The sequence below is a fragment of the Rathayibacter sp. AY1A4 genome, from assembly GCF_002930955.1.
GTDB lineage: Bacteria > Actinomycetota > Actinomycetes > Actinomycetales > Microbacteriaceae > Rathayibacter.
In genome coordinates this window covers 32016-53062 of sequence record NZ_PSTN01000021.1, presented here as the reverse complement: position 1 = coordinate 53062, position 21047 = coordinate 32016, and the positions used below count along the sequence as shown (strand labels likewise).

The window sequence follows — 21047 nt, the reverse complement described above, 5'->3', positions numbered from 1 at the left end:
TCCTCGTCGAGCACCCCTCCCACTCCCTGGAGCCGCCGCGATGGCCCTCGCCTCGAAGACCCCTGCCCGCCCCCACGCCGAGCCCACCGTGATGACGGCGCTGCGCACCCCCCGCATCCTGACCCGCGAGGTCCTCGCCGGCCTCGTGGTCGCGCTCGCGCTCATCCCCGAGGCGATCTCGTTCTCGATCATCGCGGGCGTGGATCCGCGGGTCGGCCTCTTCTCGTCGTTCGTGATGGCCGTGTCGATCGCGTTCCTCGGCGGACGCCCCGCGATGATCACCGCCGCCACCGGCGCCGTCGCCCTCGTGATCGCCCCCGTCGCCCGCGACTACGGGATGGACTACTTCATCGCGACGGTGATCCTCGCGGGCGTGTTCCAGATCGCGCTCGGGCTGCTCGGAGTGGCGAAGCTCATGCGCTTCATCCCCCGCAGCGTGATGGTCGGATTCGTGAACGCGCTGGCGATCCTGATCTTCTCGGCGCAGATCCCCAACCTGATCGGCGTGCCCTGGCTGGTCTACCCGCTGGTCGCCGTCGGCATCGTGATCATGGTCGTGATGCCGCGCCTGACGAAGGCCGTTCCGGCGCCTCTCGTCGCCATCGTCCTCATCACCGCGGCGGTCGTCGTGACGGCGGTCGCCGTCCCCACCGTGGGCGATCAGGGCGAGCTGCCCCGCAGCCTCCCCGAGCTGTTCCTGCCGAACGTACCGCTGACCTGGGAGACCTTCACGACCATCGCGCCGTACGCCGTCGCGATGGCGCTCGTCGGACTCCTCGAGTCGCTGATGACCGCGAAGCTCGTCGACGACATCACCGACACCCCCTCCCGGAAGACCCGCGAGTCGCTCGGGCAGGGCGCCGCGAACGTGCTCTCCGGCCTGTTCGGCGGCATGGGCGGCTGCGCGATGATCGGCCAGACGATGATCAACGTGAAGGCGTCCGGCGCCCGCACCCGCATCTCGACCTTCCTCGCCGGCGTGTTCCTCCTGATCCTCGTCGTCGCGCTCGGCGACCTCGTCGCGATCATCCCGATGGCCGCGCTGGTCGCGGTGATGGTGATGGTCTCGGTGGCGACGTTCGACTGGCACAGCATCCGCCCGTCGACCCTGAGGCGGATGCCCGTCGGCGAGACGGTCGTCATGATCGCCACGGTCGTCGTGGTCGTCCTCACCCACAACCTGGCGATCGGAGTCGTCGTCGGCGTCCTCGCCGCCATGGTCGTCTTCGCCCGCCGGGTCGCCCACTTCGCCACCGTCGAGCGCACCCTCTCGGCCGACGGATCGACGGCCCACTACACGGTCACCGGCGAGCTGTTCTTCGCCTCCAGCAACGACCTCACCACGCAGTTCTCGTACGCGGAGGACCCTGCGCACGTCGTGATCGACCTCTCCGGCTCCCACATCTGGGACGCCTCGACCGTCGCCGCGCTGGACGCCGTCACGACCAAGTACGAGCGCCACGGCACCCGCGCCGTGATCGCGGGCATGAACGACGCCTCCACCCGGATGCACGGCCGCCTCGCCGGGAATCTCGGCGCGGGGCACTGAGGGTCGGGGCTGCGGGACCGCACGCGCAGCCCCTCAGAGCGGCGCGAGCACCAGCGACCAGAGCCAGCGCCCGCCGACGACCCGGTGCACGACCACGAACAGGGCGGTGATCGCGAGTCCGACCGGCAGCAGCACGGCGCCGGCCGCGAGGCGGTCGGCGGGCACGGCGAGCAGCAGGCCGAGCGGCACCGACGCGCAGGCTGCGACCAGCGCCGCGACGAGAGCGGCGCGGCGGTCCCGGGTCGGCTGCGGCACGACGCCGATCCGGCGCCGGACCAGCCAGTGGGCGAGGGCCCACGCGGCCGTGGTCCCGAGGGCGGTGCCGCCCGCGATCGCCGGCACGACGAGTTCGGCAGGCAGGAGGAGCCCGCCGACGAGCGCCCCCGCCGCGACGCCGACGGCCGAGACGACCTGGGTCGCCAGCGAGTCGCGGGCCCGACCCAGCGCGAACATCGCCCGGTTGAGAACGTAGGTCTGGCTGAAGCCGACCAGACTCAGGGCGAGCAGCTGCAGGACTCCGCCGATCACCGGTGTGCCGAAGACGAGCTGCGTGAGCAGTGGCGCCGCCGCGACGAACAGGAGCGTCGCGAGCAGAGTGACGGCGAGCACCGCGTCCTCGGTCCGTCGGAGGTTCACCGCCGCGGCCGCCCGATCGCCGCGGTGCAGGTCCCGGCTGAGCGGCGTGAACATCGCCGTGGCGACGGAGACGACCAGGATGCCGTGCGGCAGCAGGAGCAGCAGCTGCGCGCTCGAGAAGGAGTTGAGGCTCGGCCCGTCGACGCCGGCGCGGTTCATGGCCTGGCCGGCCGCCGTCGCCGCGTTCGAGACGACGATGTACGACACCTCTGCGACGAGGGCGCCGAGGAACACCCAGACCGCGTCCCGCGACACTCCGCCGAGCCCGGCGACGCCGAAGCGCGGCCGCAGGCGGACGCCGACGGACCGCGAGAACGCGACCGCGATCACCCCCTGCACCACGATCGCCGCAGTGGCAGTGCCGCACAGGAGCGCCACCATCTCCGGCGTCCACTCGTCGGCGGGTGTCGACGCCGCCTCGGGGTGGATCAGGAGGAACACCGCGATCCCGAGCACCGAGATCACGTTCGCGCAGGCGGGCGCCCACGCGCCCGGCCCGTACTTCTCGGCGGAGTTGAGCAGCTGCGAGAAGACGGCGAAGACGATGTAGAAGAAGATCTGCGGCAGGCACCAGTAGGCCATCTGGGTGGCGAGCAGAGCCCAGTCGGCCGACCAGCCCCCGGCGTAGAGCCCGACGATCAGCGGCGCCGCGAGCGTGCAGGCGGCCGTGAGGAGCGCCGCTCCGCCGAGGCACACGGTGAGCAGCCGCTCGAGGGTCCGCACGCCCTCCGGTCCGTCGGCCCGCGCCCGGACCATCTGCGGCACGAGCACCGCGCCGAGCACCCCGCCCGCGATGAGCCCGTACAGGTAGGTGGGCGCGGAGTTCGCGACCTCGAACACCTGCCCGCCGACCGACGCGCTCGTGCCGCCGACCGCCACGATCAGGAGCGCCAGCCGGACGAACCCGAGGATCCGCGAGACGAACGACGCGACCACCATCCCCCCGGTCGCGCTGCGCATCCGGGCAGCATAGGCGGTGCGACCCGGGTCGCCACCGACCGCGGCGCCCGCCGGGGTCGATGCGTCACGAACGGTCGTCACGGGCGCGGGAGAGGGGCCGATCGTGACGCATCGATCCCGCGGAGGGCGGGCTAGACGCGCACGGGTGCGACGGAGGCGCGGCGGATCAGCCGCGTCTCCAGCTCCATGCGGGTGGCCGAGGCTCCCGAGGCGAGCGGGGTCGCCGACCGGTGCGCCTGGTGCAGCATCCGGAAGGCGATGGCGCCCATCTCGCCGATGGGCTGCTGGATCGTGGTCATCGGCGGGGTCGCCCAGGCCGACTCCTCGACGTCGTCGAAGCCGATGACGCTGAGGTCGCGGGGGATGCGGAGGCCGGCGTCGTCGGCGGCCTCGTAGACGCCGAGCGCCATCACGTCGGAGCAGGCGAAGAAGGCAGACGGCGCGTCGGGCTCGGCGAGCATCAGCCCGGCGGCCTCGCGGGCCAGCTCGCGGTCCCAGTCGCAGTAGGCGACCCGCGGATCCTCGACCCCGGCGGCGCGGAGCGCGGTGGTGAAGCCGTCGATCCGGGCGCTGCTGTAGAGCTGGGTGCGGGTGCCGCCGAGGACGCCGAAGCGGGTGTGGCCGGCGTCGAGGAGGTGCTCGGCGGCCATGCGACCCCCGTCCCAGTTGGTCGCGCCGACGCTCGCGACGTCGGCCGGCGGCCGCGTGCTGGGGTCGACGACGACGACGGGCAGCTCGGCGGTGGTCAGCAGGTGCAGCTGCGCGGCCGAGACGTTGACCAGCACCACGATGGCGCCGAGCGAGGGGCGGCGGAGGAGGCGGCTGATCCAGGCGCCGTCGTCGCGGGCGCGGGTGAGCACCAGGTCGACCCCGGCGGCGGAGGCCTCGGCCTCGATGCCCTCGAGGACCGGGCCGATCCAGGTGCCGCCGATGTGGCCGACGACGACGTCGACGATCTGGGCGGAGTGCGGATCCTCGACCGGCGGGCGCAGGCGCGGACGGCGGCGGTAGCCGAGCGCGTGCGCCGCCTCCATCACGCGCAGACGGGTCGCCTCCGAGACGTCGGTGCCGCCGTTGAGCACCTTCGAGACGGTGGGGACGCTGGTCCCGGCGCGCTCGGCGATGAGCGCCATGGTCGGGCGGGTGGTCGCTCCGGAGACGTCGTCGTGGTCGGGCATGTGCTCACCGTAGCGGATACCGACTTTCGCAACTAGCCCTGCGCCAGGACGGCTTGCTCCGCCGGGAACCGCGGTGCATGATGGTCGGACGCCGGGGCTCCCGCACAGAAGTTGCGCAAGTCCTGTTCGATGACGAACCGCGGAGCGATCCGCCCGCACGTGAGGACGACGATGACCGACCACTCCCCGACCACTCCCGGCAAGACGGCTCTCGTCGTCCGAGGGGGCTGGGACGGCCACCAACCGGTCGAGGCGACCGAGCTGTTCCTGCCGTTCCTCCGCGACAACGGCTACGACGTGCGCGTCGAGGAGTCGACCGCCGTGTACGCCGACGAGGCGTACATGCGGACGGTCGACCTGATCGTGCAGTCGAACACGATGACCTCCATCCAGTGGGAGGAGTTCCTGGGCCTCCGCGCGGCGGTCGAGCGCGGCACGGGCCTCGCCGGCTGGCACGGCGGGATCGCCGACTCCTACCGCGACAACTCCGACTACCTGCAGCTGATCGGCGGCCAGTTCGCCTCGCACCCCGGCAAGCACCCGGACGAGCGCACCGGCGAGCAGTCGGACAACTACATGCCGCACACGATCGAGATGACGGCCCTCGCCGCCGACCACCCGATCACGCAGGGCATCTCCGACTTCGAGCTGGTCACGGAGCAGTACTGGGTGCTGCACGACGACTACAACGACGTGCTCGCCACGACCACGCAGGCCGTCCGCCCGTGGGACCCGTGGAAGCGCCCCATCACCTCCCCCGCGATCTGGACCCGCCTCTGGGGCGAGGGCCGCATCTTCGTCTCGACGCCGGGCCACCGCGTCGAGATCCTCCAGGACGACAACGTCCGCACGATCATCGAGAGGGGAATGCTGTGGGCGTCCCGCTGAGAGTCGGCATCATCGGCGTCGGGAAGATCAGCGAGCAGTACCTCGCGAACCTCCCGACCTTCCCCGGCCTCCGCCTCGTCGCGGTCGCCGACCTGAACCAGGAGCGGGCGCAGCAGGTCGCCGACGAGCAGGGCGTCCGCGCCCTCACCGTCGACGCGCTGATCGACGACCCGGAGATCGACGCGGTGCTGAACCTCACGATCCCGGCGGCGCACGTCGAGATCGGCACCCGCGCCCTGAAGGCGGGCAAGCACGTCTTCGCTGAGAAGCCGCTCGGGCTGAACCCGGCCGAGGCCGCGCCGATGCTCGACCTCGCGGACGAGCTGGGCCTGCGCTTCGCGAGCGCCCCGGACACGGTGCTCGGGACCGGCGTGCAGACCGCGCGCCTCGCCCTCGACTCCGGAGCGATCGGCACCCCGATCGCCGCGCAGGTGCACTGGGCCGCGCCCGGCCACGAGCGCTGGCACCCGGCGCCCGAGTTCTACTACCAGCCCGGCGGCGGCCCGCTGCTGGACATGGGCCCGTACTACCTGACGGCGCTCGTGCACTTCTTCGGGCCGGTCGTCCGCGTCACGGGCCTGGCCACCCGCTCCGACCGCCCGCGCACGATCGAGACCGGACCGAAGGCGGGCACGCCGATCGAGGTGACGATCGACACGCACATCACCGCGCTGCTCGAGCACGCGAGCGGAGTCGCCACCACCGTCACCGTGAGCTTCGAGGTCTGGCGCAGCCGGGCCCCGAAGTTCGAGGTCTACGGCACCGAGGGCACCATCTCGGTCCCGGATCCGAACATGTTCTCGGACCCGGTCGAGGTCGCCGTCCGCGACGAGGACTGGCGGGTCGTGCCCGACTCCGCCGGCGTGATCGACACCGGTCGCGGAGTGGGACTGGCCGACCTCGCGGAGGCGATCGCGGAGGACCGCCCGCACCGCGCCTCCGGCCGCGTGGCCCTGCACGTGCTCGAGATCATGGACGCCGTGCTCCGCTCGAACGAGGAGAAGGCGGTCGTGACGATCGCGAGCACCGCCGAGAAGCCCGACGTGATGCCGCTGCGCACGGCGGGCTCGATCGGCGCCTGACAGCGCCGGGGGGCGACGACGGGAGGCGGGGGATCGCCGCCAGCGCGTCGCTCCCCGTTCGGGGGTGACGGCGGGGCGCGACGCCGTAGACTCGGCGGATCGACGGTCCTCAGCCGCCGTCGCACGCGGAGGGGGATCGGCCGTGGCAGTCGGCTTCCGACGGAGCGGTGAGCTCCGCGCCCTCACACGCCCCCGGCTCCGGGCGGCCGGGGACCCGCTCTCCCCCGAGGACCACCGCTCCCGGCTGTCCGGCTGGCTCAGCATGCCCGGCGGGCCGGGTCTCGTGCGCCCCTCCGCCCTCGCTCCGGCGTGGGAGGCGCCCCTGCTCCGGCTCGTGCGCGCCGGGGCGCCGGCGGAGGACCTGCACGAGGCGACCACCGGCTCCCCCGAGGGCTCGCGCCTCGCGGCCGTCGTCGAGCTCGTCCGCGACGCCCTGCACTCCGCGGACGACGATCGCGCTCTGCGGCTCACCGGCTGGCTGGTGCGCATCCGCTACGACCCGTCGGCCGACTCCTTCCTCCGCCGCTACGGGATCGCGCTGACCGTCCGCCTGCCGCTGAGCGGCGGCCTCGACGTGGAGGTGCCGCTCGACGCCCCGGCGCTGCGCCTGCTCTACGCCGAGCTGGCAGCACCGATGGATCCGACCGCGGCTGTCGTGGCGGTCGAGACCCTGGAGCCGTCGACCCTCGCGGCGTCGACGCTCGCCTCCCTCTACTCCGCCCGCCGCCGCTGGAGCGACGTGGCCGAGTTCTCGGCGCCCGTCGAGAACGTGGACGCCGCCTCCGCCGCGGTGCTCATCCGCCGCGGCGTCGCTCTCCGCGAGCTCGGCCTGATCGAGGGCGCCCTCGAGGCGTTCGACCGCGTGGTGCGCCCGACCGTCACCAGTGCGCGGCCCGTGGAGCTGCGGGCGGAGGCGCTGCTCGAGCGCGCGAGCACGCTCCTCTCGGACGGGCGCACGGCTCCGGCTCGGCGCGATCTGGAGCGCGTGCTCTCCCGCTACCCGGACAGCGCCGCGGCGCACGAGCTGCTGGCGGTCACCGGGCGCTGACGCGACGGAGGGGCGCACCCTCTGCAGGATGCGCCCCTCCGGGGAGTGCGTCGGCTCAGCCCTCGGCCTTCGAGGGCTTGCCCTCGGCGGGCAGGACCTCGTGCGGGGTGTCGCGCTCGTCCTCGCCCTCGGCCTGCGACGGCTTGTCGGACTGGTCGTCCGGGTCCTCGACGGGGCTCGGTGTCTGGTCGGTCATCGGAGTCCCTCCGGCTCGTCGGACGTGGCGGACGGCTCGGGGTGCGCCTCGAACTCCATCCAGGCGCGGTCCAGATCGGCCTGCGCCGACTCGGGCTCGCTGGCGAAGTAGCCGTCGTAGATCGCGCGGCCGCCGTGCTCGGGCAGGTCGTCGCGACCGCCGAAGGCCTGCGCGAAGCGGCCGACCTCGTCGTCCCTCTTCTGCTGATCCCGCAACCAGGCGGGGAAGGTCTGCGTCATGGTGACACCTCTCTCTCCTGCCCTCCAGCCAATCGCCCGCCGCGGATCCGGGCAAGCCCTTCCGCCGCGGGCCCCGAGGGGCCAGGCTCCGCCCTGGAGGAGCGGCGCTCCGCCCTCTAGAGGACATGTCCGCTACAGGGCGCCCCGCCCCCGCCGCGGAGGAGAGCCGGCGCCTAGCGTGAGCCCGTGACCGACCCCGCTTCTCCGCGCCCCGCCCGCACCGCCGCGGGTCTGCGCCGCACTCTGCTCGCTCTGACCGCGACCGTCGCGCTGCTCGCCGGCACCGCGGCTCCCCTCGCCTCCGCCGAGCCGGACCCGGTGCCGGTCGGGAACGACCACCTCGCCAACGGCGTCGCCGCCTGGGGGCGCTACCTCAACGGGGAGTGGGACGTGCCGGCGGGCATGTCCGACCTCACGGACGTCGCGAGCAGCTACAGCCACACCCTCGCGCTCCACACCGACGGGACCGTCGAGGCCTGGGGAGCGGATCTGGAGGGCGAGCGGGACGTGCCGGCCGGGCTCCGCGAGGTGACCGCGATCTCGACCGGGTACCTCCACAGCATCGCCCTCACGATGGAGGGGACGGTCGTCGCGTGGGGCGACGACCGTCAGGGCCAGACCGACGTCCCGGCCGGACTCGGCGGCGTGACCGCCGTCGCCGCGGGCAGCTACCACACCCTCGCTCTGCGGGGCGACGGGACCGTGGCGGCCTGGGGCTCCGATCAGTTCGGAGCGACCGACGTGCCGGCGGGTCTCTCCGGAGTGGTCGCGATCGCCGCGGGCGGCTGGAACAGCCTCGCGCTGCGCGCCGACGGGACGGTCGTGGCGTGGGGCGGCGACGACAGGGGCGCGTACACCGCCCCGGCAGGCCTCCGCGACGTCGTCGCCGTGTCGGTCAGCTACTCCCACAGCCTCGCCCTGAAGCGGGACGGCACCGTCGTCACCTGGGGCGACCCCGCCGACTCCGGCTTGCCGCGGGTCCCCGCCGATCTCGGCGGCATCACCGCGATCGCCGCCGGCATCGGCTTCAGCGTCCTGCTGACGTCCGACGGCACCGTCGTCTCCCTGCACCCCGACGGCGACACGGAGCTGGACGTTCCGGCCGGGATCACCGGCGCCACCGGCATCGCGGTCGGCTTCAACCACGCCTTCGCGATCGGCCCGCTGCCGACCCTCACCGCCGACACCGCCGAGACGCTCGTCAAGACCGGGACCCGCTACTCCGCGACCTTCACGGCGTCCGGCCCGGCCGCGACCTTCGAGGTCTCGTCCGGCGCCCTTCCCGCGGGGGTGGCCCTCTCGCCGGAGGGCGTCGTCTCGGGCAGGCCGACCACCGCAGGCGACTCCACCTTCACGGTGAGCGCGCGGAACGCGTACGGCACCACGGCCGGCGTGCCGTATACGGTCACCGTGGTCCCCGCGAACACCCCGCCCGTCGTGACGGTCGCCTCCGCCACCGACGGCGCCTCCTACGAGAAGGGCTCGGAGCCGAGGGCCGCCTGCGCGATCACGGATGCGGAGAGCGGAACCTTCAGCGAGGAGGCCGTCGTCACCGGCACGCTCGTGAACGGCCTCGGCACCCGCACGGCGACCTGCACCTGGACCGACCCCGGAGGACTGACCACGACCGCCACCGCGACCTACCGGATCGTCGACACCGGCGTCCCCACCATCACCGCGACGACCGCGCCGGCGGCTCCGAACGCCGCGGGCTGGTTCCGCTCCCCCGTCTCCGTCGGCTTCTCCTGCGCCGACGGCAGCGGCTCCGGGATCCGCAGCTGCACCCCCGCGCGGATCCTGCGCGAGGGCCCCGGCCAGAGCGTCACCGGCACCGCCGTCGACAACGCGGGCAACCGCGCCACGACGACCCGCAGCGGCATCGACATCGACACCACGAAGCCGCAGCTCTCGTTCACGTCGAGGCCCGAGGGGTCCTACCCCTTCGGCACCGTGCTCCCGGAGGCGCGCTGCCTCGCGGACGACGCGCTCTCGGGCCTCACCGGCGACTGCGTGATCACGGGCGGCGGCCGCTCCGTCGGACCGCACGTGTACCGGGCGACCGCGACCGACCGGGCGGGCAACGTCTCGACCCTCACCGCGTCCTACACCGTGACCCCGTGGGCGATCGGCGGGCTCAGCACCTCGGTGAAGAGCGTGGCCGCCGGAGCCGCGACCGGCATGACGTTCCAGGTGACCTCGACGTCCTCCGCGGGAACGTTCCGCCACTCCGCCCTCGCCGACGTGCGCAGCGTCGCGCAGAGGCAGACCTCCTGCACCGCCGGCGCCGTCCTCACCGGAGCGCCGACGATCACCCTGACCGGACGCCTCCGCTACGACACCGCGACGAACCGCTACGTGAAGGCGTGGACGGTGCCCGCGAAGGCGGGCACCTGCTGGACGCTGACGGTCACGACGGCGGACGGCAGCACGGGGAGCGCCCGGTACTCGGTGAAGTAGCGGCGCCGGACGGCCGCCGCGGTCCGGTCAGGCTCCCGCCGCGGCGTACCGCTCCGCGAGCACGCGGAACGCGGCGGCCAGCTCGGGCGGCTCGGCCCCGGCCATCGGAGCGTCGAACCGGCCGAACGACGCGGCGAGCGCCTCCCACGACCAGGCGCCGAGGGCGAGTCGGCAGCCCGCGTCGCCGAGGTCCTCCACCTCCCCGTCGCCCGCGTAGGGCAGGACCTCGGCGGCGGGCGCCTCCAGCACCACCGAGCCGCGGCACGGCCACCCCTCCCCGGGCGCTCCGCCGCGGAACCGCGCCTCCAGGAACTCGGCGGGACTCCGGACCGGCAGCGCCCGGCGGCGGAAGCGGGCACCGCGGGGTGAGCGCGGCTCGAGCCGGTCGACGCGGAACACCCGCCAGTCGTCGCGGTCGAGGTCGAAGCCGATGAGGTACCAGCGGCCCTGACGCGCGACCAGGTGGTGGGGCTCGACGCGGCGCACCGCCTCCGCGTACGCGAAGCGGAGCACCTCCGAGGCCCGGACGGCCGCCGCGACCGCGACCAGCCGCTCCGGAGGGACTGCGGGGGCCGGCGCCGCCGCGACCGTGAAGCGCAGCGCATCAGCTCGGGGCCGGAGCCGGGCGGGCAGGACCTGCCGCACCGTCGCCAGCGCACGGGCCGACGCCTCCTCGAGCCCCGCGATCGGCGCGCGCAGGGCGGCGGTGAGGGCGAGCACCTGCTCGTCGTCGAAGAGCAGCGGCGGGAGCTCGGCGCCGGCCTCGAGCCGGTACCCGCCGTCGGGGCCCTTCGCCGCGTCGATCCGGTAGCCCATCGTGCGGAGCCGGTCGACGTCGCGACGCACCGTGCGCGGCGCGATCCCCAGGCGCTCCGCGAGCACTCCGCCCGGCCAGTCGCGGCGGGTCTGCAGGAGGGAGAGGAGCAGGAGGAGCCGCTCGGTCGTCGTGGGCACGTCCCGAGGGTATTCCGAGAAGAGGACCGTCACCGTCCTCTTCTCCTGGGAGCGTCGGAGCACCGGGTGATCGACCCGGCACGACTGCGAGGAGCGCACCATGAGCATCACCACGACGACCCACCTCAACTTCCGCGGACAGGCCCGCGAGGCGCTGGAGTTCTACGCCTCGGTCACGGGAGGCCGGATCGACACGATGTCCTACGCGGACGCGAACGCTGTCACCTTGCCCGACGAGGCCGACCAGCTGATGTGGGGCCAGGTCGTCTCCGAGGCCGGCTTCCGCGTCATGGCGTACGACGTCCCCGCGCACACGGCTTACGACCCGGGCACGATCCCGGTGTTCGTGTCGCTGCGCGGCTCCGACGCCGCCGAGCTGCACCGCCTCTGGGACGGCCTCTCGGAGGGGGCGGCGGTCGTCGTGCCCCTGGCCCCGGCGGCCTGGTCGCCCCTCTACGGGATGCTGCGCGACCGCTTCGGAGTGACGTTCGTCGTCGACCTCGAGGTCGCCTGGGGCTGAGGCCCGCGGGCTCGGCGGCGGGGCGCGTCCCACTGCGGACGCGCCGGCCGCCGACTCGGTACGCTCAGCACCGGATCCGGTCGGAGGGACGCTGCATGCTGGAGACGATCTCCGAGGCCCTCTCGCTGGTCACCCTCCCCCTCGGCGTGCTGTTCCTGCTCGCCGCGTTCGTCGCGGCGCTGATCGACGGACGCTGGCTGACGACGACCGCCTACCTCGAGGAGGGTCCGCCCCTCGCGCTGCACTGGGTGACCCGGGCCGGCGAGGTGCGATCGCGTCCGCTGTCCGCCGGGGACCCGCTGACGCCGACGCGGTCGGACCAGCGGGAGGTGCACTACCGCGAGGAGGATCCGCACCGCATCCGCCTGCACCGGTGGAGCGACGCGGTGCGGGCGCTGCGCCTGACCGGCCTGATCCTGCTCGGGGCGGGCGTCGTCCTCGGGATCCTGTCGACGGCGCTGGCGGTCCTCGCCTAGGCGGCGCTCCGTGCGCGAGGATCGGACCCGTGGATGCGGAACGGGTTCTCGGAGACGGTCGGGCCGACGGGGTGTGGTGCCGGCTCGGGGAGCCGCTGACCGTCGCGCAGATCGCGCGCGGCGGGCCGGCGTGGCTGTGCCTGGACGCGCAGCACGGCGCGTTCGACGACGCCGCGGTCCTCGCCTCCCTGCGCGCGCTCGGCGCCGTGAGCGGGAGGCCGCCCGTCGGCGTCCGGGTCGCCGGGCTCTCCGACGCGCTGATCGGCAGGGCGCTCGACGCCGGAGCGGACGTCGTGGTCGTCCCGATGATCGAGACGGTCGAGGAGGCGCTCGCGGCCGTCCGCGCCGCGCACTACCCGCCGCTCGGCCGCCGCAGCTGGGGGCCGATGTCCGATCTCTGGGGCGCCGCTCCCCCGTCGGCCGCCGAGGCGCGCACCGCGCTCTGGGTCATGATCGAGACGCAGGCCGGTCTCGACGCCGTCGATCGGATCCTCGCGGTGCCGGGCGTGAGCGGAGTCTTCGTCGGCCCGTTCGACCTCGCGATCGGCCTCGGACGGGACCTGTCCGACCTGCTCGCCGCGGACGGACCGGACGACCCGCTGCCGAGGATCGCCGCGGCGGCCCGGCGCGCGGGCAAGGGTGCCGGGGCCTACGCCGGCGACCGCGAGCGCGCCGGGCTGCTGCGAGCGCTGGGCTTCCCGAGGGTCGCGGTCGCGACGGATCAGTCGCTGATCGCGCTCGGCACCGCGGCGGCGCTCGACGCGGACGCCGCCGACTCCGGCTGCTGAGCCCGAGGCCGGGAACGGGGCCGGACGCCGGTCACCGGCGAGCGCTCCCGCCGGGGGGACGCACGGGCTCCGGCGGCTCGGGGACGAAGCGGAGGCCGCCGGCGGAGTTCGCGAGATCGGTGAGCGCCGCGATCCAGGCGGGGTTGATGCGGGGCATGCGGCCGCCGGCGTAGGTGTAGCGGAGCGTGTGCGAGGGGTGCAGCCAGATCGCGCTGCGGCCGTCGCTCATCCCGTTCTCGTCGCGCCAGGTGAGCAGGCACGACTCCCCCCGGCGCAGCTTCGCGGTGAGGACGATCTGCAGGTGGGCGAGCACCCGGTCCTCGACGTCGATCTCGACCGATCCGTCGTAGTGCAGCTTCCCCATCGGCGTCTCCCGGCCTCGTCCTCGGAGGACGGGCGCGCCTCCGGCCCACCATCCTCGGCTGTCGTCCAGTGACCAGTTCGGGGCGGCGACAACCACCGGATCAGCTGGTATCGGCGGATCCGCTGGTCTCGACGGGGCAGGGCTCAGGCCGGCGGGTTCGCCGCCATGAAGTCGCGCATCGGCAGCAGGTTCTGGAGGGGCGCGAAGTACCCGAAGCGGGGCAGGTCGAAGACCACTCCCGCGACTCCGGAGGACCCCATCGCCGCGATCCACTCGAGCGCGGCCGGCATCGGCACCTTCAGCACGCGCGACGCGTCCTCGTCGGAGAGGCCGGCGTGCAGCGCCCCGGCGCGGGCGCGCTCCCCCGTGGTGAAGGCGAAGACCATCGGCCCCGACTCCAGGCCGCCGACGAAGGGGGTGGGCGCGTCGTCCGGCCCCCGCGCGATGAAGCACCACATCGGCAGGGCGTAGACGCTGCGCCAGAGCGCGTCCATCGCGGCGAAGCTCTCGGGGTCGGCGCGCAGGGCCTCCGCCCGGGCGTCGATCTCGACGGTCTGATCCATGGGGCTCCCCTCGGCGCCGGCGATCGGCGCGGACCTCCACGCTAACGATGCGTCCCGCTGGGCCGCACCCGCGATCGATCCGTCAGCAGCGGCCCGTCCCGGCGGAGGGCACGGGCCGCGGACGACGGATGGACGCGGCGGCGGCCCGCTCAGGCCGTCGCGTGCAGCGCGGCGTACGCGCCGCCCGTCGCGAGCAGCTCATCGTGCGTCCCCTGCTCCACGACGCGCCCCTCGCTGAGCACCACGATCCGGTCGGCCGTGCGGACGGTGCTCAGGCGGTGGGCGACGATCAGCGTCGTGCGCCCCTCGCGCAGCCGGTCGAGGGCGAGCCGGACCTCGCGCTCGGTGCGCGGATCGAGTGCGGCGGTCGCCTCGTCGAGCACGAGCAGACGGGGGTCGCGGATCAGGGCCCGCGCGATCGCGAGGCGCTGGCGCTGGCCTCCCGACAGCAGGGCGCCCCGCTCCCCCACGACCGTGTCCCAGCCGTCGGGCAGCTCGAGGACGAACTCCGCGTTCGCCGCCCGCAGCGCCGCCTCGAGCCGGTGGTCGTCGGCGTCCGCTGTCCCGTAGAGCACGTTGTCGCGGATGCTGCCGCGGAAGAGCACCGACTCCTGCGGCACGACCGAGACGAAGCGGCGGGCCGTGCGCATGTCGAGGGCGGCGATGTCACGGCCGTCGAGCAGCACGCGGCCCTGCGAGGGGCGGACGAATCCGAGGACCACCCGGGTCAGCGTCGACTTCCCCGAGCCGGAGGGGCCGACGAAGGCCACGGTCTCCCCCGGGGCGATCCGGAGCGACACGTCGTGCAGCACGCGCCGGTCGCCGTAGTCGACGCTCACCCGGTCGAGCTCGACTCCTCCGGCGAGGGCGTCGACGACCGGCTCGCCCTCGTTGTGCTCCACGTCGGGGTCCGCCAGGACCTCGGCGATCGAGCGGCGCGACTCGAGGCCGCGGGTGACCAGCGGAGCAGTCTGGAACGCCGCCGTGATCGTCCCGGTGAGCAGCGCGAAGTAGGAGCTCAGCAGCACGACCTCGCCGACCGTCACCGGCAGGACGCCCATCATCGCGATGACGGCTGCGCCGAAGAGCGAGCCGAGCGTGATGAGCTGGTAGCTGCTCCACGACAGCGCCCCGAAGCGCCCGTTCAGGCGGTCGAGGGCGACGCCCGCCCGCTCGACGCGGCGGGCGGCCTCCACCACCCGCTGGACCGAGACCTTCTCGAGGCCGTGGGCGCGGGTGACCTCGAGGAGCGCGGACATCTCGCCGACGGTGCCGGACATCGTCTCGACGTGGCGCCGGAACGCCTCGTTGCCGGCCGCTGTCCGCCGACGGAGCCAGAGCACGAGTGCGGCCGCGAGCGGGACGGTCAGCGCGAACACCAGCAGGAACTGCGGCACCCTCGTGCCCGTCGCCACTCCGGCTCCGACGAGCACCACCAGCGCTGTCAGCACCGGCCCGAAGGCCTGCTGCAGCATCAGCTCGAGGTTCTCGACGTCGCGCACCACCTTCGTCTGGGCGATGGAGGCGCTGCCTCGCGAGTGGTAGTCGAGCGAGAGGCTCTGCAGCCGCTCGGCGAGCGCCTCCCGCAGCCGCAGGCCCAGCGCGCGGACGGCGGACGAGGAGAGCCGCACGTAGACCGCGTTCGCCCCGATGTTCGCGAAGATCGTCGCCGCGGCGGCCGCGGCCGGCACGACGAGCGCCGATGGCGACCGGCCGTCGACGAGGGCGTCGACCACGGCGGCGGTGACGAGCGGCAGGATCCACAGCGGGCTGTCCTTGACGACGTAGGCGAGCGCCGCCCCGACGACCCGGTGCCGCGACGGGCGCAGGGCCGAGCGGAGCGGATGCTCGGAGGAGATGCCGCTCACGGCACGAGGGCGGGCTCGCGCGCCGCCGCCGTCGATCGGAGGATCAGGGCGGCCGCGCCGATCAGAGGCCCCTCCCCGCCGAGCCCGGACGGGCGGACGTCGAGACCGCGGGCGTAGTCCAGGACAGCGTGCTCCCGGGCGCTCGCCTGCACGAGGTGGAGGTAGTCGCGGGTCACGCCCGCGAAACCGCCGCCGACGGCGAAGTCGTGCACGTCGAGCAGGGTCGCCGCGCCCGCGATCGCCGTGCCGACGGCCTCGGCGGAGCGGCGGACCGCGGACAGGGCCACGGCGTCGCCGTCCGCGGCCGCGCGCCCGAGCTCCTCCCCGGTGCTCCCGGCGAAGCCCCGGCGCCGGGCCCAGGCGACGGTGCTCGGTCCGGAGGCGATGCTCTCGAGCGTCCCGTCGCTCCCCTCCTCGGGGTCGGCGTCGGCGACGTGCACCTGGCCCAGGTGGCCGGCGTTGCCGGAGCGGCCCGCCAGCACCCGGCCGTCGAGGACGATCCCGCCGCCGATCCCGGTCGACACGACGAGGCTCACCGAGGAGACGGCGCCCCGGTTGGCCCCGTACCAGTGCTCGGCGAGGGCGATGCAGGTCCCGTCGAGGCGCAGCTCGACCGGCCGACCGGGCACGAGCCGCTCGAGCGCCTCCCGGAGCGGGACGCCGTGGAGCAGCGGGAGGTTCTTCGGTCGGATCCGGCCGCCGTCGAGGTCGATCGGCCCCGCGGATCCGGCGCCGACGCCGACGACGTCCGCCCCGGCCGTCGAGGCGGCGACGCACTCCGCGAGCGCCCGCTCGAACTCCTCAGGAGTCAGGGCGGGGCCGGTCGCGCGCCGGTGCCGCGTGCCGGGCACGAGCCCGCCCCCGGCGTCGACGAGGGCGGTCTCGATCTTCGTGCCGCCGACGTCGACGGCCAGGGCGGGCTGCGTGCTCACCGCGGATCAGGCCCAGTCGGCGACGAGCTGGTTGGCCGTGCGCAGCACGCTCGGCGACACCAGCGCCTCGGTGTCGAGACCGGAGCCGCGCACCGTGAAGACGACGCTCTCGCCCGGCAGCAGCGTGACCAGCTGGTCGTCGACGACGGCGGACGGGTCCACCTTGTCGACCAGGAGGGTGACGTCGCGCACGAGGTTCTCGGCGGTGACGGTCACCTGCACTCCGCCCTCGACGGGGGCGGCGCTCGTGCGCAGGCGCGCGGCCTCCAGGGCGGAGTCGCGGTACTCGGCGAAGAACCAGAACGCGCGCGTCCCGGCGAAGTCGACGACGAGCAGCTCGGCGGCGGCGTCCTCGGGCGTCGCCACGCCGGACCCGATCGGCAGGGTGCGCACCGAGCGCGCCCCGACCGCGAGCTCCTGCCGCTCCTCCGCCAGCACCGTCCCGTCGAACGCCAGGCGGCGCACGACGCACTCGCCGGCCCACTCCTCGGGGGAGTCGCCCACGGCGACCACGGCGAGCCCCTCCCCGCGCGGCTGCACGGTGAGCAGACGGTCCTCGAAGACGTGCTTGAGCGCGTAGAGGAGCGGCTTGGCGGTGCCGTCGCCGTCCACCGCGGCCCACGAGGTGACCGGCCAGCAGTCGTTGAGCTGCCAGACGATCGAGCCCATGCAGCGCGGGCTCTCGGAGCGCTGGTGCTCGATCGCGAGCGTCACCGCGAGCGCCTGGTTGAGCGACATCGCCCAGTGCCAGTCCTCCGTGTCGTCGGGCAGCGGGAGGTGAGCGACGAGACCGTCGGTCAGCTTGTCGTTGCCGTCGGTCGCCTTCTGGTGGTGGATCATCCCGGGCGACTCGGGAGTCAGCGGCGAGTCCGAGATCGAGCGCTGGATGGTCGACCACGACGCCGGCCCCTGCCAGCCGAACTCGGCGACGAATCGCGCGTGGGCGTCCCGGTAGGCGGGGTAGTCGACGCGGTTCCACAGCTCCCAGAGGTGCACGGAGCCGTGGTCGAGGTCGTTCGCGAAGATCTGCGGGTCGCCCGACCAGGGGCTCCCGGGCGTGTACGAGCGCGCCGGGTCGAGCTCGGCGACCAGGCGCGGGAGCAGATCGAGGTAGTAGCCCAGGCCCCAGGTGCGGCCCTGGAGGCGCTTCTCCCAGCCCCACTCCTCGAAGCCCCAGATGTTCTCGTTGTTGCCGTTCCAGAGCGCGAGGCTCGGGTGCGGCATGATCCGCGTGACGTTGTCGCGGACCTCCGCCTCGACCTCGCTGCGGAGCGGCTCCTCCTCCGCGTAGGCCGCGCAGGCGAAGAGGAAGTCCTGCCAGACGAGGATGCCGCGCTCGTCGCAGAGGTCGTAGAAGTCGTCGGACTCGAAGTAGCCGCCGCCCCAGATGCGGAGGAGGTTGAGGTTCGCGGACTCGGCCTGGTCCATCCTGCGGGCGAGGCGCTCGCGGTCGACCCGGGTGATGAAGGCGTCGTCCGGGATCCAGTTGGCTCCGCGGATCCAGACGGGCTCGCCGTTGACGACGAAGCGGAACGAGGTGCCCTCGTCGTCGCGGTCGAGCTGCACCTCCAGGGTCCGGAAGCCGATCCGCTGGGAGCGCTCGTCGATGACGGCTCCGCCCTGCAGGAGCGCGACCTCGAGGTCGTGGAGCGGCTGCCCGCCGAAGCCCCGCGGCCACCAGAGGGCCACGTCGGCCGCCTCGAGGTGGAGGACCGCGGTGCGCTCGCCACCGGGGATGCTCGCCACGGCCTCCGCGCCGGCGACGGAGGCGCGCACCTCCACCTCGGCGTCCGAGGCCCGGTCGAGCCCCACGTGCAGCTCGACGCGGCCGGTCGTCCCGTCGACCGTGACCACGGGGCGCACCGAGGCGAGGCGCGCACCGCTCCAGGCCTGGAGGGTCACCGGCTTCCAGATGCCGGCGGAGGCGGCGTCCAGCCCCCAGTCCCAGCCGAAGTTGCAGGCGGCTTTCCGCAGGGCGTTGAAGGGGTGGGAGTAGGTGTGCGGCCGGTAGCCGATCTCGAGGCTCGCTCGGTCGGCCTCGGCGACGGGCGAGGCGAAGGCGAGGACCAGCTCGTTCGCCCCCTCCTGCAGAGCCTCGTCGACGCGGATCCGGTAGGTGCGGTGCTGGTTCCGGGTGCGGGCGATCTCCCGTCCGTTCAGCGTGACGACGGCCACCGTGTCCAGGCCCTCGAAGACGAGCTCGTGCACGTCGCGGCCGTCGGGGCCCCAGTCGAACGAGGAGGAGTACTCCCAGTCCGTCTCGCCGATCCAGGTGACCTTCTTCTCGTTCTGGTCGAGATACGGGTCGGGGATCAGCCCGGCCGCGAGCAGATCGGTGTGGACGAGGCCGGGGACCACCGCGGGGACGACGGCCGAGACCAGCTCGGCGGGGATCGGCCCGCGGGTCGCGCGGACACTCCAGCCGTCGTGCAGCGGACGGCTGGTGGCCGCCGCGGTGCGAGGAGTGGTGTCGAGGGTGTGGGTCACTTCGTAGCTCCTGATGTCAGTCCGTTGTAGATGAAGCGCTGGAGGAAGAGGAACGCGATCAACGTCGGGACGATCACGAGGATCGTGCCGGCGGCGATGACCTCCCACTGCGCCCCGAAGGGCCCCATGAAGCGGAAGAGGGAGGTCGAGATCACGCCGAGGTCGCGCGAGGGCATGTAGAGGAAGGGGATGTAGAACTCGTTGTAGACCGCGATGCCCTTGATGATCACGACGGTCGCGATCGCGGGCTTCAGCAGCGGGAGCACGATCCGCCAGTACACGGTGAAGCGGCTCGCTCCGTCGAGCATCGCGGCCTCGTCCAGCGAGACCGGGATCGACTGCATGAACTGCAGGAAGATGTAGATCGCGACGATGTCGGTGCCCGTGAACAGCAGGATCGCCGACCATCGGGTGTTGAAGAGGTCGAGGGCGTTGATCACCTGGAACGTCGCCACCTGCGTGGTGACGGAGGGGACCAGCGTCGCGAGCAGGAAGAGCCCGGTCACCAGGCTCCGCCCGCGGAAGCGGAACCGGTCGATCGCGTAGGCGGCCATCGTGCCGATCAGCACGGTGCCCACGATCGAGACGACGAGGATGATCCCGGTGTTGAGGAACCCGGTGACCATCCCGCCCTGCGTGAAGGCGATGGCGAAGTTCTCGAGGTTGAACCAGTTCGAGGGCGGCGTGAGCGGTCCGGTGCCCCGGTACTCCGCCGAGGTCTTGAACGCGAGCATCACGATCGTGACGATCGGCACGAGAGCGAAGAGGCAGGCCACGATCAGCGAGCCGTACTTCCCGATCGAGCCGAGGACGGATCCCGCCGACCGGCGGGTGCGCCGCTCCTTCACGGCCGCCTGCCGCGTCACCGGGAGACCGGTGACCGCCGGGGGGCGCTGCTGGGTGCTGGTCATTCCTGGCTCGCCTTCTCGTCGGGGAACACGCGCCGCTGCACGGCCGTGATGATCAGCACGATCGCCAGCAGCACCACGGCCATCGCCGACGCGAGGCCGACCTTGGAGTAGCGGAAGGCGGTGTCGACGGTCTGGATCACGAAGGTCTCGGACCCGTTCGCGCCGCCGGTCATGATGTAGGGCATCTCGAAGGCCGAGAGCGCCCCGGCGATCGCGAGGATGAAGGACAGCCCGAGGATGCGCCGGATGCTCGGCACGATGATGTAGCGGAACTTGTCGAACGCGCTCGCGCCGTCGAGATCCGCCGCCTCGTACTGCTCCTCCGGGACCGACTGGATCGCACCGAGGAACAGCACGAAGTTCAGCCCCATGTAGCGCCAGACCGAGGTGGCCGCGAGGGACACGTTGACGACGGAGGGGTCGCCGAGCCACTGCGGGGTGTCCTTTACGCCGAAGACGCCGAGCACCGCGTCGAGCGTGCCGTCCGGACGGAAGAAGTAGAGGAACATCAGCCCGATGGCGACGCCGTTGATCAGGTAGGGGAAGAAGATGACGCCCTTGAAGAAGTTGCGGAACCGGGTGCGGAAGCTCAGCAGCGTCGCGAAGAAGAGGGCGAGGCCGAGCTGCGCGATCGCGCCGACGAGGTAGAACAGGCTGACGAAGAAGACGCGGAAGATCTCGGGCCGGGTGAAGATCTCGACGTAGTTCTCGAGGCCGACGAAGGTCTTGTCGGGGTCCAGGCCGTCCCAGTCGGTGACGCTGTACCAGAACATGTTCGCGACCGGGATGTACGTCAGCACGACCAGGAACGCCAGCGGGACCGCCAGGAAGAGCCAGGGGGTGATGCGCCTGCCGGTGAGGCGCTGCCGGCGGCGGGGCCGGATCCGCTTGCTCGCTCCGACCTCGATGGGCGGAGCGTCGGTGATCGCCATGGTCGATCCTTCACTCGTT

At 73.3% G+C, this 21047-nt stretch carries 20 protein-coding genes; 8 read left to right on the top strand and 12 right to left on the bottom strand.

Annotated features, from left to right (window positions below):
• Nucleotides 1-40: 40 nt before the first annotated feature.
• On the top strand, nucleotides 41-1549 hold the full coding sequence (locus tag C5B92_RS12740; protein ID WP_104255956.1) for a SulP family inorganic anion transporter: 1509 nt from the start codon (nucleotides 41-43) through the stop codon (nucleotides 1547-1549).
• Between the two features lie 33 nt (nucleotides 1550-1582).
• Here the strand turns inward: C5B92_RS12740 and murJ are convergent, their stop codons facing one another.
• Nucleotides 1583-3145 carry a murein biosynthesis integral membrane protein MurJ gene (murJ, locus tag C5B92_RS12735; protein WP_104255955.1) on the bottom strand — a complete coding sequence of 521 codons (1563 nt, stop codon included), beginning with the start codon at nucleotides 3143-3145 and terminating at the stop codon, nucleotides 1583-1585.
• A 131-nt stretch (nucleotides 3146-3276) separates the two neighbouring features.
• Nucleotides 3277-4323, bottom strand: a complete 1047-nt coding sequence (locus tag C5B92_RS12730; RefSeq protein WP_104255954.1) for a LacI family DNA-binding transcriptional regulator — start codon at nucleotides 4321-4323, stop codon at nucleotides 3277-3279.
• Nucleotides 4324-4494: 171 nt separating this feature from the next.
• On the opposite strand from C5B92_RS12730, the gene C5B92_RS12725 reads away from it, so the two are divergent.
• The 3 genes from C5B92_RS12725 to C5B92_RS12715 all read left to right on the top strand — a co-directional run bounded on the left by C5B92_RS12725 (nucleotide 4495) and on the right by C5B92_RS12715 (nucleotide 7341).
• Nucleotides 4495-5211: a ThuA domain-containing protein gene (locus tag C5B92_RS12725; RefSeq protein WP_104224320.1), complete on the top strand. Its 717-nt coding sequence runs from the start codon at nucleotides 4495-4497 to the stop codon at nucleotides 5209-5211.
• Nucleotides 5196-6293 (top strand): Gfo/Idh/MocA family protein, encoded by a 1098-nt coding sequence (locus C5B92_RS12720; protein ID WP_104238491.1) that lies wholly within the window; start codon nucleotides 5196-5198, stop codon nucleotides 6291-6293. The genes C5B92_RS12725 and C5B92_RS12720 overlap by 16 nt, the downstream gene beginning before the upstream one ends.
• A 142-nt stretch (nucleotides 6294-6435) precedes the next feature.
• The gene (locus C5B92_RS12715; RefSeq protein ID WP_104350453.1) at nucleotides 6436-7341 is read left to right on the top strand and encodes a tol-pal system YbgF family protein; all 906 of its coding nucleotides are present in this window, start codon (nucleotides 6436-6438) and stop codon (nucleotides 7339-7341) included.
• A gap of 55 nt (nucleotides 7342-7396) precedes the next feature.
• Here the strand turns inward: C5B92_RS12715 and C5B92_RS17365 are convergent, their stop codons facing one another.
• Together C5B92_RS17365 and C5B92_RS12710 are read right to left on the bottom strand one after the other, a co-directional pair.
• On the bottom strand, nucleotides 7397-7537 hold the full coding sequence (locus C5B92_RS17365) for a hypothetical protein (protein ID WP_181028825.1): 141 nt from the start codon (nucleotides 7535-7537) through the stop codon (nucleotides 7397-7399).
• Complete coding sequence (locus C5B92_RS12710) at nucleotides 7534-7776, bottom strand: hypothetical protein (RefSeq protein WP_104227148.1); 243 nt, start codon at nucleotides 7774-7776, stop codon at nucleotides 7534-7536. The genes C5B92_RS17365 and C5B92_RS12710 overlap by 4 nt, the downstream gene beginning before the upstream one ends.
• A 186-nt stretch (nucleotides 7777-7962) precedes the next feature.
• Here C5B92_RS12710 and C5B92_RS12705 point away from each other — a divergent pair, with 186 nt between their 5' ends.
• Nucleotides 7963-10233, top strand: coding sequence for a PxKF domain-containing protein (locus C5B92_RS12705; RefSeq protein ID WP_104350452.1), 2271 nt, complete (start codon nucleotides 7963-7965; stop codon nucleotides 10231-10233).
• 27 nt (nucleotides 10234-10260) lie between these two features.
• On the opposite strand, the gene C5B92_RS12700 is transcribed toward C5B92_RS12705, so the two are convergent.
• Entirely contained in the window at nucleotides 10261-11187 is a 927-nt protein-coding gene (locus C5B92_RS12700) for a YafY family protein (protein WP_258061423.1), read from the bottom strand.
• Between the two features lie 100 nt (nucleotides 11188-11287).
• On the opposite strand from C5B92_RS12700, the gene C5B92_RS12695 reads away from it, so the two are divergent.
• The 3 genes from C5B92_RS12695 to C5B92_RS17355 all read left to right on the top strand — a co-directional run bounded on the left by C5B92_RS12695 (nucleotide 11288) and on the right by C5B92_RS17355 (nucleotide 12971).
• Complete coding sequence (locus C5B92_RS12695) at nucleotides 11288-11707, top strand: VOC family protein (protein ID WP_104350451.1); 420 nt, start codon at nucleotides 11288-11290, stop codon at nucleotides 11705-11707.
• Between the two features lie 95 nt (nucleotides 11708-11802).
• Nucleotides 11803-12183 (top strand): hypothetical protein, encoded by a 381-nt coding sequence (locus C5B92_RS17360; RefSeq protein ID WP_104267914.1) that lies wholly within the window; start codon nucleotides 11803-11805, stop codon nucleotides 12181-12183.
• Between the two features lie 29 nt (nucleotides 12184-12212).
• Nucleotides 12213-12971: an HpcH/HpaI aldolase/citrate lyase family protein gene (locus C5B92_RS17355; RefSeq protein WP_159940053.1), complete on the top strand. Its 759-nt coding sequence runs from the start codon at nucleotides 12213-12215 to the stop codon at nucleotides 12969-12971.
• Nucleotides 12972-13002: 31 nt separating this feature from the next.
• Here C5B92_RS17355 and C5B92_RS12685 read toward each other — a convergent pair whose 3' ends face one another.
• The 7 genes from C5B92_RS12685 to C5B92_RS12655 all read right to left on the bottom strand — a co-directional run bounded on the left by C5B92_RS12685 (nucleotide 13003) and on the right by C5B92_RS12655 (nucleotide 21028).
• Nucleotides 13003-13335, bottom strand: coding sequence for an ATP-dependent DNA ligase (locus tag C5B92_RS12685; protein ID WP_104282604.1), 333 nt, complete (start codon nucleotides 13333-13335; stop codon nucleotides 13003-13005).
• Nucleotides 13336-13478: 143 nt separating this feature from the next.
• Nucleotides 13479-13898: a hypothetical protein gene (locus tag C5B92_RS12680; RefSeq protein WP_104224305.1), complete on the bottom strand. Its 420-nt coding sequence runs from the start codon at nucleotides 13896-13898 to the stop codon at nucleotides 13479-13481.
• A gap of 149 nt (nucleotides 13899-14047) precedes the next feature.
• Nucleotides 14048-15766 (bottom strand): ABC transporter ATP-binding protein, encoded by a 1719-nt coding sequence (locus C5B92_RS12675; protein ID WP_104295818.1) that lies wholly within the window; start codon nucleotides 15764-15766, stop codon nucleotides 14048-14050.
• Nucleotides 15763-16698, bottom strand: coding sequence for an ROK family protein (locus C5B92_RS12670; RefSeq protein WP_104238483.1), 936 nt, complete (start codon nucleotides 16696-16698; stop codon nucleotides 15763-15765). Before C5B92_RS12670 ends, C5B92_RS12675 begins: the two co-directional genes overlap by 4 nt.
• 6 nt (nucleotides 16699-16704) lie before the next feature.
• Complete coding sequence (locus tag C5B92_RS12665) at nucleotides 16705-19185, bottom strand: glycoside hydrolase family 2 protein (protein ID WP_181028824.1); 2481 nt, start codon at nucleotides 19183-19185, stop codon at nucleotides 16705-16707.
• Entirely contained in the window at nucleotides 19182-20096 is a 915-nt protein-coding gene (locus C5B92_RS12660) for a carbohydrate ABC transporter permease (protein ID WP_104238482.1), read from the bottom strand. The genes C5B92_RS12665 and C5B92_RS12660 overlap by 4 nt, the downstream gene beginning before the upstream one ends.
• A complete protein-coding gene (locus tag C5B92_RS12655; RefSeq protein WP_104255947.1) occupies nucleotides 20093-21028 on the bottom strand; it encodes a carbohydrate ABC transporter permease in 936 nt (311 codons plus the stop codon). Before C5B92_RS12655 ends, C5B92_RS12660 begins: the two co-directional genes overlap by 4 nt.
• Nucleotides 21029-21047: the final 19 nt, after the last annotated feature.